The sequence below is a fragment of the Flavobacterium sp. IB48 genome (assembly GCF_016405855.1).
Lineage (GTDB): Bacteria > Bacteroidota > Bacteroidia > Flavobacteriales > Flavobacteriaceae > Flavobacterium > Flavobacterium ginsengisoli.
Genome location: NZ_JAEFCA010000008.1, coordinates 181,640 through 195,195, shown reverse-complemented (window position 1 = coordinate 195,195; position 13,556 = coordinate 181,640). Strand labels below are relative to the sequence as shown.

Annotated in this window: 9 protein-coding genes and 1 pseudogene; 1 reads left to right on the top strand and 9 read right to left on the bottom strand. The window is 34.3% G+C overall.

The features are described 5' to 3' along the window. Positions 1-970: pseudogene (locus JC605_RS20705) on the bottom strand (hypothetical protein); the annotation flags it as partial. A gap of 548 nt (positions 971-1,518) precedes the next feature. Between JC605_RS20705 and JC605_RS20700 the strand changes: the two are divergent. Then, complete coding sequence (locus JC605_RS20700; RefSeq protein ID WP_198857998.1) at positions 1,519-1,719, top strand: hypothetical protein; 201 nt, start codon at positions 1,519-1,521, stop codon at positions 1,717-1,719. 18 nt (positions 1,720-1,737) lie between these two features. Here the strand turns inward: JC605_RS20700 and JC605_RS20695 are convergent, their stop codons facing one another. The 8 genes from JC605_RS20695 to JC605_RS20660 form a co-directional block, all read right to left on the bottom strand. Further along, on the bottom strand, positions 1,738-2,481 hold the full coding sequence (locus tag JC605_RS20695) for a rhamnogalacturonan acetylesterase (protein ID WP_198857997.1): 744 nt from the start codon (positions 2,479-2,481) through the stop codon (positions 1,738-1,740). Positions 2,482-2,685: 204 nt separating this feature from the next. Next, positions 2,686-4,041 (bottom strand): glycoside hydrolase family 28 protein, encoded by a 1,356-nt coding sequence (locus JC605_RS20690; protein ID WP_198857996.1) that lies wholly within the window; start codon positions 4,039-4,041, stop codon positions 2,686-2,688. 262 nt (positions 4,042-4,303) lie between these two features. Then, a complete protein-coding gene (pelA, locus tag JC605_RS20685) occupies positions 4,304-6,304 on the bottom strand; it encodes a pectate lyase (RefSeq protein WP_198857995.1) in 2,001 nt (666 codons plus the stop codon). A 240-nt stretch (positions 6,305-6,544) separates the two neighbouring features. Further along, complete coding sequence (locus JC605_RS20680; RefSeq protein WP_198857994.1) at positions 6,545-8,134, bottom strand: glycoside hydrolase 43 family protein; 1,590 nt, start codon at positions 8,132-8,134, stop codon at positions 6,545-6,547. Positions 8,135-8,297: 163 nt separating this feature from the next. Beyond that, entirely contained in the window at positions 8,298-9,524 is a 1,227-nt protein-coding gene (locus JC605_RS20675; protein ID WP_198857993.1) for a glycoside hydrolase family 105 protein, read from the bottom strand. Positions 9,525-9,546: 22 nt separating this feature from the next. After that, entirely contained in the window at positions 9,547-10,770 is a 1,224-nt protein-coding gene (locus JC605_RS20670) for a glycoside hydrolase family 105 protein (protein ID WP_198857992.1), read from the bottom strand. 49 nt (positions 10,771-10,819) lie between these two features. Beyond that, positions 10,820-11,758, bottom strand: coding sequence for an alpha/beta hydrolase (locus tag JC605_RS20665; RefSeq protein WP_198857991.1), 939 nt, complete (start codon positions 11,756-11,758; stop codon positions 10,820-10,822). A 99-nt stretch (positions 11,759-11,857) separates the two neighbouring features. Then, positions 11,858-13,546, bottom strand: coding sequence for a RagB/SusD family nutrient uptake outer membrane protein (locus JC605_RS20660; RefSeq protein WP_198857990.1), 1,689 nt, complete (start codon positions 13,544-13,546; stop codon positions 11,858-11,860). Between the last annotated feature and the right edge of the window lie 10 nt (positions 13,547-13,556).

Below are 13,556 nucleotides of genomic sequence, written 5' to 3'. Positions count from 1 at the left end.
TTGTTTCGGTCTCATTGGCCCTTACGATATCTCCCATGTTGACAATCTGAGTGTCCCCATTCTTATCGGTATAGGTGAACTCAGTCGTTTCGGCATTATAGCTTATATTGCCTTCTGTCTTATTGACAATATTTTCTATTATGCGCTTTACGTCCCCATTATTGACAATCGTCTGGAAGTTGTCCGCAACGTCATTGATAACATCAATAGTCACTTCATCTCCAGCTTCATTCTTATATGTGTAGCTGCCCGAACCGTTATTGGCGATTTCCGTTACTGTCTCATTGGCTTTTACAATCTCCTTCATGTCCACAATCTGAGTGTCCCCATTCTTATCGGTATAGGTAAACTCAGTCGTTTCGGCATTATAGCTTATATTGCCTTCTGTCTTATTGACAATATTTTCTATTATGCGCTTTACGTCCCCATTATTGACAATCGTCTGGAAGTTGTCCGCAACGTCATTGATAACATTAATAGTCACTTCATCTCCAGCTTCATTCTTATATGTGTAGCTGCCTGAGCCGTTATTAATTATTCTTGTTACTGTCTGGTTAGTCTTTACAATTTCCTCCATATCGATAACTTTTAAGTTACCCGCATTATCCATATAAGAAAATTGATTTGTAGTAGAATTGTAAATAACTGTCCCGGTAGTTGCAGGAATTTCTCCAGAGACCACTATTCTATTCCATTTTTCGTTATACCAATAGTAATAACCTGGTTTTATATCGTCGATAGTGTCGATCGCAAAAACTAACAAACTATCTTCGTAACCCGTATTTCCATTAGTAACCGTAACTCTATCAGTCGAACTTTTCAATTTAACTCTTGGAATTAAAATACCTTTATCATTTGAAAAAACTTCTAATTGTGCAGATTTATTGGGTTCCAATGTCCCAACACCGACTTGAGAATAAGCAGAATAAGCTCCAAAAATAACAAACAGAGGGAGTAATTTATTTTTCATACATTAAGTTAATTACACGTTTAATTATTTCTTTAAAAAAAGATTAAAACGACAATATTTTAAATGCACGAAATTATTTTGAAAATCACTTTTCAATAACCTCTAAAAGTTTTTAATGTGCTAGATTAAGACATTCTTACAACACCCTTTCTTAATACAAGAAAAACAACTCTATATCAAATATTTATAATTTTTAAAAAATCATTGTACTTTTTTAACTGGCATTTTAAAGAACAATAAAAAAGGAGGAACCAGATTCAAATAAAAAAGAGAGGAATTATTCCTCTCTTTTTTATCCTACTATGATATAATATAAATATGTTTTAAAATTTGAAAAAAAAATGAAAATTTAGAATAAAACTAAGCCTTTGATTAATCAGATTGGTTTGTACTCGTTAAGCGATTACGATGGAAAATCAAAAACAACAGATTAGACCAAAACCAAATCGATTTCACCAACTACTAACGGTAAAAAGGAGAAACAAAATGGGGAAAACCTGAAATCTTTTTTGACCAATTGGACGATATTGTAAAAGGAGGTTCCGCTAATGAGGAGTGAAGAAGCTCTTTACGAACAAATAAATGCCTTATTGCATGCTGTCAAAAAAGATTCTAAACTAAAAGCAATTGCTACAGCTACTGCAATTGATGCCGACAAAAATTATATAATGCCTTTGTTTCAGTTTCAAAATTTGGGTTATCCTATAAAATACAATTGGACAACACAGGTTGGAATCCGTCTGCCGTGATTAAAATTTAAAAACGTTTTACTTAATTCCGTTTTTAAGATTTTTTAACAAAGGATCATTAGAAAGCTTAATTTGGTTAATTACTATTTCAGCAATTTTATTCGCTCCTAGCAATGAAAGGTGCGTATCATCAGCTTTGTCTTTATCATAAAAGGCATTCTCTCCTGCTTTAAAATGAAGATGAAGCTGTTTTGATTTTTCTGGACCATAAGATTGCTCCAATAATTCGGTGTAATATTCTAAATCTATAAAAGGCACATTGTATTCTTGAGCCACCAATCGAGTTTCTAAAGGGTAATCGCCATGTGTAGGCACTAAAACGCCTTTTTCGTTAAAATTGCGTCGAGAGATAGAGGTTAATAACACCGGAATCGCTCCTTTTTCTCTACTTTCTTTTACAAATTTTATTAGGTTGTATCTGTATGCTGTGTGCGGATTGGTGTAACGTGCTGGATCTTCTATTTTTTCGTCGTTATGTCCGAATTCGATAAATACATAATCTCCTTTTTTCAGTTTTTGATATATCGAATCCCAGCGTTTTTCTGTGAGGAAGCTTTTTGTGCTCCTTCCGTTTACGGCTTTGTTTACCACTACAATATTGTCTTGGAATAAGGGCTGCAATACCTGTGCCCACCCATGTTCTGGATTTTTTTCGGGATCTTTTTTATTGGCCATAGTGGAGTCGCCAATGCAGTATAAAGTAGTTTTTTGTGCGAAACTAACTGTCGTAATTAAAAGTGTTAGGATGATGTATTTTTTCATTTTCTTTTATTTTTGTTTTTTACTGCAAAGTTGTTTTCTACCGCAAAGTACGCTAAGGATACGCAAAGTGCACAAAGGTTTAATAAAGAAGGCAAAGAGACAAAGCTTTGTGCCTTCTTTGGCAAAGCACATAAAGAATAAAAACTTTGCGAACTTTGCGCTTTCTTTGTGTTCTTTGCGGTAAAAAAACACTTTACGATAAACCTAATGCTTTGAAACTGCCGTAGGCACTCCAGCTCGTTTACCTATAAACACATCTGTCATCAAGACATTTTCTGCATTTTCGTTTGACAGGGCGTTTTTCGCTTCTTTGATTTCTATGTTTTTTAATGATATATTTTTAATTTTTTTGTCTGCAAATCCCTGAATTACAATTCCTGATTCTGATGCTTTGTTACAGGTTATATTCGAAAAATATACATTTGATATATCCGATTGATACCCTTTGCCTTCTCCGTGATAATTTGCTGTAATGTATAAACAATCTTCTACTTGGTCCAATTGGATGTTATTAGCAAATATATTTTTAATATATCCTCCACGGTCTGCATTCGTTTTTAGATAAATTCCCCTCTTTAGATATCCCGCTGTTTTGCAATTTTCTACATAAACGTTCTGAACACCCGCCGACATTTCACTTCCAATTACTACTCCATGCAGCCCTTTAAAATTACAGTTTCTAATGACAATGTTTTGGCTTGGAGTCTCGGTATTAGACCTTCCTTCATGATCTCTTCCCGCTTTTATGGCAACGTTGTCATCTCCGTTATCAAAGTTTACATTTTCAATTAAAACGTCTTTAGCGTATTCTGGATCGATTCCGTCATTGTTATGGTTTAGTGATTTGTAGCTAATGCCTCGAACTGTTATGCTTTCTGATTTTAAAAGATGAAGACACCAAAATGGAGAATTTTCTATTCTGATATTTTCTACTAATATGTTTTTACAATTCAGAAACTGAATCATCTGTGGTCTTAAAAAGTAGCCTTCTCCAAATTTTCTTTCGTTTAATGGCACATTATTATGATTCATTTCACGGCTTCGATTCTTGCCTTCGTTTTCTTTTGCTTTAAAGGTTTTCCATATCTTTCCGCCTTCTCCATCTATAGTTCCTTCGCCAGAAATAGCAATATTAGTACAGTTATTAGCATAAATAAGCGGACTGTAATTGTACAGCATTGTGCCTTCCCAGCTCGTTAAAACCATTGGCAAATAGTCTTTGGGATTGTCGCTAAACTTAATTTTGGCTCCTTTTTCTACTTTAAGGTTTACATTGCTTACAAAATGAATTGGTCCGTTGATTTTATAAATACCCTTAGGAACTATAATTGTTCCTCCATTATTCTTTTTACACAAAGCCATTGCTTTATCAAAAGCTTTTTTATTGTCTGAAACAGAATCTCCTTTTGCTCCTAATTTCATTACATTGATTTGAAAAGAAGGAATTTCTGGAAGCTTTATCCTGTTTACAATAGAATCGACTTTTACTGACGGAAAATTGCTGTTTTGTGCAAAACAAGTACTGGCGATGAGTATTAAGAAAAGGTATTTTAGATTCATTTTTATGTTGCGTTTTTTTATTTCACGCAGATTGTGCTGATTTTAGCTGATCTGCGCAGATTTAATTCTCAAAAAACCTTTTAAATCTGCTTTGATCTTTTATTCCGATAGCTATCGGGAGCGTGAAAATTTTACTCTCGCTGATTTAGCAGATTATGCAGATTTTTTTTATTTGTTTTTGTATGCCTTCTTTTTTAGCTTTTAGTTGCAGTATTCAGTGTAAACTGAGACTGTGACTGAGACTGTGACTGAAAACCGCGACTTACTTTAAGTACCAATTTGCAATTTTATCTCTTAGAATGTTCTCTATTGTATATTGTCCAGCCTCTTTTTTAGAAAGCTGATGCGACCATTTTACTCTTTTTGAAGGTTGAAATCCTTCTCCGCTGCAATTGTATTCTGCATAAAAGGCGTTTCTTTCTGCTTCTGGTTTCGACCAATTTTCCCATCCTTCTGGTTTAATTTGTTTCCCCATTTCGCAGTCAATAAAAACTGTTTTGGCATAAATCCGCCACGGTCTTCCTAGATAAACATCTTTTGCTTCTGGATTTGCCGTGAGTTTACAATTTTTAAAAACGAATCCGAAAGGGGTTCCTTCTGGTGTTGAAGCGGCTGTTATATAAGAGCTTTTTATACTGTGAATTGTACAGTTTTCGAACAAAGCTGTTGCTCCTCCAAATATAAAATCGGTAGTTCCTTCGATATAACAATTCTTAAAATATTGTTTAGCCTCTTTTCCAGATAAGTACAAAGTATCCTGATTTCCTAAAAGGTTGCAGTTGGTAATTTTGGCGCGGTTTGCTACTACAGATAATGCAATTGCCTGTCCGTGCTCGCCTGAGGTGTTTTTGATGGTAAGATTTGATGCTGAAAAGTCGTCTCCTTCTACCAAAAGAGTGTAAGTATAAAAAGTGCTGTTTCTTCCTAAACCAATTTTAGAAAAATTATCATCATATGTAATAATCGTGTTTTCTTTACTTTCTCCTTGCAAAATAACATTATTGTTCCATTCTGGAATTCGGACTTTTTCGTTATAAATTCCGTTTTTTACAAAAATTGTCACTTTCTCATACGGAAATGCGGGAGTAGCATAAACAGCATCTTGTATTTTGGTATAATCTCCAGAACCGTCTTGAGCTACTGTGATATAGTTTACGTTTTTCTTTTCTACCGCTCCTACTTTTGTGCCGTTTTTAACCGCCCATTCTGGATATTTTTTCAAAACTTCTTCTGGTGCATCAGAATACCATGAATAGCCATTTCTTCGCTCTTCTCCAATCTGATCTATAGCTTTCTTTTTGATTCCGTCACGATCGCAAAAGAATGGTTCATTGGTTTCTAAGTCCATAAATCTTGCCCAAATTGGTTTAGCATTTACGGAAGGAATCATCTTCTTGTCTATAATTTTTCCAGCATCATTAAGAACTCTTTTTTCTTCTAAATTGGTGATTTTCGTTTTTTCAAACCATGCTTGAGCACTTTTAACTGCAGTAACAATTTCTCTCGAAGGCTTATTTATTGACATTAAAAGGAGTGTAATTTTAGCCGATTCGTAACCACTTAAAGATGCTAGTTCAAAAGCTCTTGCGTTTGCAGGAGCAAATGTAACTTCGTCATGCTGTGCGCACCAAGCTGTTAAAACTCCGTTTTGCTTATATTGTGTTTTTAAAATACAGTCGATACCTTTATCAAAAGCTTTTTTGCATTTTTCGACAATTTCTGCTGAAGGTTTTATACTGTAATAATCTGTCTGATCTGCGACTGCTCTTATCACATTCATAATGTTTACCATTGAGTCGTCGTTGTAGGTAATATGCGTATAATAGCCTTTTTTTAACGGATAAAACTGCGGCCATCCACCATTATCATACTGCGCTTCTAGAAGGTAATTTAATCCTTTTAAGAAAGATTCCTTATAACGCTCGTCTTTGACTTGCGCATACATTCTAGACATAAAAAGCATTTCTTGGCATGTTGCTCCATTGTCGGTAGTGGTTTCTACAGCGGTTTTTTTAAGCGTAATTAAATCTTTTTTCTGTTTTTCTGTAAGTTCTTCCTGCATTTGAATGTTTTTTGGCCATCCTCCAATGTCTCTTTGGTAAAGCAGTACGTTTTCGGCTATTCTTTTTGCATCTGCAGATGCAAACCAAGCAGCATCACTCTTACGAATAATTTCAGGCCATCGCTTATAAGACGTTTGAGCTTGAAGTCCAATGCTTAAAAATGTAATAAGCAATAAAGCAGTTTTTTTTAATTGCGCCATTTTAATCTGTTTTAACCCTTTTATTTTTTGGAATGGCTTATTTTCTTCTAAAAGTCAAAAAACAAGCTATTCCTTTATTTTATTGTAAGAAAAATCTCTTAATAATATATTTAAGACATCTTTTTATAATCTAATGTCTTTTGATATTGCTTTTTAAAATTCGTCCGGTAGAATCAAAATATGAAAGCCGTTTTTTCGAAAAAAAAATCAAAAAATACGTTTTTTCTATATTTTGCACTTTTACTTCGTGATTCGGAACCAATCTACTTCAACATTCCCAGAATCATTTTTTACTTCTTCGCCTAAAGCAAAAAGTCCGACTTTGGCTCCAATCCATTTTCCTTCTTTTGCTTTAAATTCATTTCCGATTTTTTGATAATTTTTATCGTCTAAACTATAAAAGAAGCTGCACATTCCTCCTTTACCAATTTTTACTCTCAAGTAAATCGTGTTGTTATCTATTTGTGTTGGAGTGGTTTCTTTTTCTGAAACTGTTTTGTCAAATGTTCCTGTTTTCTGACTTAGGTATAATTTTCCTTCATTATTTTTAAAACTTAGAAAGCTATAATCTAACCCCATTACGATCAAACCTGTCGATTCGCGATTCAATCTCGGATTGAAAGTCAGTTTTGTTGTTGCGGTGAATTCTTCTGCCGGAAATTTTTGCAATAATAAATTTGGCGCATTAAAGATATTCTGAGAAGTTGTATTGCAAAACAAATTTAAGTAACCTAAACTTGTCGGAAATCCCCAATTTATTTGTCTGTTTGCTTGCCATTGCCATTGCAAACCTAATCTAGGTTCATTAAATTCGTCCGATTCTACTGGAGCTTCTATTGGATATTTTTTACCAACATTTGGCTTTTTATAAGTAGTAACAGGCTCACCAATTCCGTTTTTATCATAATCCTCGCCCATTATTGGCCAGTCGTTTACCCATTTCATTGGCTGGAGATGCAGAATTCGTCCATAGGCATCTTTATCTTGAAAATGAAAAAACCAATCTTCGCCTGTCTGAGTGGTAACCCAAGCGCCTTGATGCGGACCATTTATAGCGGTCGAACCTTGTTCTAGAACCTTCTTTTTTTCATAAGGTCCGAAAACATTTTTCGATCTTAAAATAGTCTGCCAACCTGTTGGAACACCTCCTGCAGGAGCAAAAATATAGTAATAGCCATTTCTTTTATAAAATTTCGGGCCTTCAATTGTTTCCTCGTCTTTGTGTCCGTCAATTACCATTACTTCATCATTATTGACAACGGTGCCTTCTGGATTCATGGTACAAACTACCAAGAGACTTTTAATTTGCGCACGACTTCCTGCAAAAGCATGAGTTAAATAGGCTTTGCCGTCTGTATCCCAAAGTGGACTAGGATCTATTAATCCTTTTCCTGCTTTTACTAAAAGCGGTTCAGACCACGGACCTTCTGCCTTTTTAGCTTTAATCATATAAATTCCGAAATCGGGATCGGGATAGTAAATGTAGAATTCGTTTTTATGATAGGTAATACTTGGCGCCCAAACTCCATTTCCGTGTTGTACCCTATCGTACGTTTCAAATGGCGGCTGTTTTACCAAAGCATGACCAATAATTTTCCAGTTTACCAAATCTTTAGAATTCAAAATAGGAAGACCTGGAATGCAATTAAAAGAGGAAGCAGTCATATAATAATCATCGCCTACGCGAACAACATCTGGATCTGAATAATCGGCATGGAGAATCGGGTTGGTATAAGTTCCGTCTCCATTATCTGATGTCCAAACTTGTGCGGTATTCTTCTGAAAAGGAATAATACAGAAGAGGAATAGGATGATTTTTATGTTTTTCATTTTTAACTATACTTTTTGTTTAAACCCGACAGTTTTTTTAAACCTGTCGGGTTTGTAACTTACTTTTTCTTTGAGGAGTTTCTTTGCGATGCTTCGACTTCGCTCAGCAAGACAAAGCTGAACATTCATCACTCATAACTCAAAACTCATAACTTCTAAAAAATTATCTATTTAGCTCAATCGCAGCCAAAATAAATGGTCCTGTTGCTTTAGGATCGTTGTCTTTTTTTCTTTCGTTTACGTAATATTCGTAAGAACCATCACGGTACGGATTTCCACCTAAACCAGCTACTTGACAGCAGTTTGTTAGCGTGATTCCGCCATCTTCATCAACCTTTTTAATTAATACGGTAGTTAATCCGTCAAAAGCTTTGTTGGCTGCTTTCTTAAATTTAGCTGGCAAATATCCTTTGTTTGCACCTTTTGCAAAGGCGTATGAAAACATTGCAGATCCAGAAGCTTCTAAGTAATTGTCTTTTTCGCCACCTTTGTCTGTAACTTGATACCATAAACCAGATGATTTATCTTGAAATTTAAGAATTGCTTCTGAAGCATTGTTTAAATATTGAATCAGCTCTTTTCTTTTTGGATGATCTTTTGGCATGTAATCTAAAACATCAACCAAAGCCATTACGTACCAACCTAAAGATCTAGACCAAAAGTTTGGAGAGTTTCCTGTTTCTTTATTAGCCCATGGCATTTGTTTGCTCTCGTCCCATCCGTGGTACAATAATCCTGTTTTTGGATCTGTTGCTTTTAATTGAATTACTTCAAATTGTTTTGCGATATCATCAAAGCTTTTTCCGTTTTCAAATTTAGCGGTGTATTCAGCATAAAAAGGTTCTCCCATATACAAGCCATCCAACCACATTTGATTTGGATAGATTTGCTTGTGCCAGAATCCGCCACTTTGTGTTCTTGGCTGTTCTGAAAGCTGTTTACGTATTAATTGCAATGCTTTTAAATATTTATCTTCTTTTGAAGTTGCATAAACATCAAAAAGCAAGCGTCCAGGCAGTACTAAATCAATATTATATTTGTCAAATTCGTAAGTATTAATGCTTCCATCAGCTTGAACTAAAATATCTACATAACCTCTAACATAAGCTTTATATCTAGGATCTGGATTTTTTTTGTATAATTCTTCTATTGAATGCAAAACTAAAGCGTGAACATAATCCCACTTTGGCTTTTTAGCATCGTCTAGCATATAGGATTCTGGATGGCGTTTCATCAATGTTAAGGCCATCTTATCAGACCATTTCAGCTTCTTTCCTATTACAATATCTGTTTTTGCTGGCTCTTGCGATGTTACTTTACAACTTGTAATGGTCATAAAACAAGCCATCAAAATCGACATAAAATAACTTTGCTTTCTACTCTTTTTCATTTCAAAATATATTTAAATTCTACTATTTTTCTAATTCAATTGCGGCTAATAAAAATGCTCCAAGGCCTATTGCACCGTTTTCTTTTGTTTTGGAAATAAGATAATACGTGTTTGTTCCATCACGGAATGGTTTTCCGCCCAAACCTACATTTGATGAAACATTCAAAACATTTACTTCTCCTTTTTTATCTACTTTCACAAATTCTTTTACAAAACTGTCAAATGATTTTTTTGCTGTTGATTTATAGCTTGACGATAAATAACCCTTATTGGCTCCTTTTGCAAAAGCATAAATGATCATTCCAGACGCTGATGGCTCTACGTAATTTCCGTACAATTCTGGCTTGTCAGCAACTTGATACCAAAGTCCATTTTCGCTTTTATATTGATTCACATTTTTTGCCATCTGATTCAAGTAGCTTACCAAAACTTTATATTTTGGATGTGATTTTGGAAAATAATCTAACGTTTCAACCAAAGCAACCATATACCATCCAATTCCTCTTCCCCAAATTGTTGGCGATGTTCCTGTTTGTTTATCTGCCCACGCAATCTCTTTACTTTCATCCCAAGCTTGGTATACCAAACCTGTTTTTTTATCTACAATATGATTTTGCACCAATTCAAATTGTTTAGCAATATCATCTAGACTTTTTCCTTTTTCGTATTTAACAGTAAACTGTGCATAAAAAGGTTCTGCCATATACAAACCGTCAATCCACATTTGATTTGGATAAATCTGCTTGTGCCAAAATCCTCCGCTTGCTGTTCTTGGCTGACTTTCTAGCTGATTTCGAAGTTGTCCAATAATATTCAAATAGCGAGAATCTTTTGTTATGCCATACAAATTAAACAGCAGTTTTCCCGGATTCAAACAATCAATATTGTATTCTTTAATATCATATTTCTTAATGTTTCCAGTACTATCAATCATTCCGTCTACATACTCTTTTATGTAGTTTAAGTATTTTTTATCGTTTGTTTTTTGATACAGTTTTTCAAAACCAGACAATACAAATCCCATTTTATAATCCCATTTAGGCTTTTCATTTCCGTCAAGCTGCCATGCTTGCGGATACTTATTTAAAATTGAAAGAGCCGTTCTTTCTGACCATTTTAAATCATAAGGAATAACTTTTGCTTCTCCATCATTTGGAGTCTGCCCAATAGTTTTAAAACCAAAAAGCATCAATAAAACAAATACTGTTTTTTTTAGATTAATTTTTGTTGAAAGAGATTTACACATAAAAATAAATTTTACTTTTTATTTAGCGGTTTCTAATAGTTTATCTAAGTTATTTAAAAATTTTATCTAAAAATTGTACGCTGTACGAGATTGTTTGTGTAAACCAAGGATCGTAAAACCAAAATGAGTGCGGAGAATCTGGAATGGTTTGTACTTCATTGTAAATTTTATAACTGTTCAAGATTTTAATCATATCGTCTCTTCCTGCATGAAATCTCGGAATACTGCTACAGATGTATAATACTGGTGGCGTATTTTGATCTGTATGGCTCAACGCCGAAGCGTTTTTCCAGTTTTCTGGCATTTCGTCTGATTTTCCGCCTAACCAAAATGCTGCCATATCTCCTTCTGACGATTCTGGATGCTTGAATGCTAAAACTCCATCTACATCTATGATGGCATGAACTTTTGAAGAGGAATGGCTTTTAAATTCTTTGTCTTCAAAAAGCGGATTATTGTTTGTTGTACCAATCAAAGCTGCCATTTGCCCTCCCGAAGAACAGCCCAAAACCGCAATTTTGTTTGGATCTACATTAAATTTCGCCGCATTGTCTTTTATAAATTTTATAGCGTTCTTGACATCAATAACTCCTTCTGGATATTTTGCTTCTAATGACAATCTGTATTCAATTGCAAAACAAGAATAACCTTTTGCTGCAATTTCTTTTCCTATAAACTGCATTTGATTTTTATTTCCCGATCTCCAACCTCCACCATGAATCATAATCACTGCTGGATTTTTTTTCTTTTTTGTATTGATAAAAGCATCCAAATGCAAAACACGATTTTGTTCTTTATTATAAACTAAATCAAATGTTTCTTTAACCTCTGGATTTGCTTTTATTTCTGGAATTGTAATAAACGGATATTTCTTAATTAATTTAGTAAAAGTGCTTTTAATAGTGTACGACGTATCTACTTTGTACTGCTGGCTTTGCATTACAAACACATTCAAAAACAATACTATAATTAATTTTACTTTTTTCATTTTTTCTTTAATTCTTTAGTTAAGAAAGGAGTTCGACCTATAGTCAAACTCCTTTTTAACTACTTCAAAAAACATAGTTCTCAAAAAACTAACAAATTACTAATAACCAGGATTTTGAGGAAAATCTTTATTTTGGTTTAAATCCAAAACGGTTTGTGGTATTGGTCTTAAAATTTTAAGCTTACCATCAACACCAACAAAATTTGCTTCTTTTATTTTATAATTATGAGCTGAAGCTCTTTCTACCAATGTTCCTGTACGTTTTAAATCGAACCAGCGTTTGTATTCTCCTAACAGTTCTCTTCCTCTTTCGTCTAAGATATAATCGATATTAAATTGAGCTAAAGTTGCATTGGCAACTCCTGCTCTTCTTCTTACTTCATTTAAACGGTCTAATCCTGTTCCTGGATTTCCTGCTTTTAAATAAGCTTCTGCAGCGATTAAATAAGTTTCTCCAAGTCTCGAAACAATAATATCTCTTGTGCTTACTGGCCCTGTACTTGAAGGAGTTGTCGGATTTGCATCATCAAATTTCTTAACTGGAATAGTATAACAATCTAGGTTTTTAATTAAAGAATACGCTGCCGAATATTCTCCCCAAGGGTGGTATACAAATGTCGAAGATAATCTAGAAGCATTAGCAGTCATCCAATCTGCTTTATCTGCTGCGGTAAACCATTTTGGCTCATAAAAATGTCTTACTTTTAATGAGGCTGGATTTGAACTTCTGTAATACGGATAATATAAAATTGTCTTTGTAACTCCGTTTGTTGTTTCTGGTCCTTCTACAATTTCAGTCATAAAAGTAGCATTCCATCTTGCATCACCTTTTTCGTATAAACCTAAAGCATAATCTGTTGGACACAAATTATAACTTCTTAAAGGCGCTCCTGTTTCTGCTCCTCCTAAATAAGAACTGAAATAGTAAAACTGGTTGTTACCCAATTTTGTAGGATCTGTACTTGTTGAAGCCTTATCGTACTGTACTGAAAAAATAGTTTCAGCATTCAAATCGTTATCACCTGTAGCTGTTGTAACAAATAATTGATTAAACGGAATATTTAAGGCCTGTCCTGCAATTGCAGCATCGGCATAAGCAGCCGCTTTTGAAAAATCATCGGCTTTACCAAAAGTTTCATATCCTCTTGTTAAGTACACTTTTGCCAATAAATCGTTTACTGCTCTTTTGTTTACTTTTCCAGATGCGCTGTAAGCAGCTGTTCCTACATTGGCCAAAGCAAAATCTAAATCTGCAATAATTTGTGCATATACTTCTTCTGCTGTGTTTCTGGTAAAAGATAAAACTGGAGTTGTTATGTTATCTAAAACAATTGGAACACCGCCATAAGTTTGCACTAATAAGAAATAAGCATTTGCTCTTAAAAAACGTGCTTCTCCAACAAGTGTATTTATATTTGATGTTTGTTCTGTAACTGTAGAATAATATACGGTCTTGTTTACTGCTTGAATTTGCTGATAACAAGAATTATACAAATCTGCTACATTGTCTGAAGAAGGTATTAGCAGTGTATACTGGCTCAATCCTGCTGGTTCTGGAGTTCTTCCTTCAGCGTACATATCTGTTCCTGCTTCAAAAAGCCATGGGTTTCCACCATAAATTCCTTTCAGCCAAGCATAATTTGTATTGACCAATAATTGAAATCCTGAGGCTGTTTTGTATGTCGCGTCTGCCGGTACATAAGAACGGCTATCTTCTTCAATATAATTACTGCAAGAGCTTACAGCTGCAGCAATTATTCCTATTATTATTACTAGTATTTTTTTCATTTGAATATCT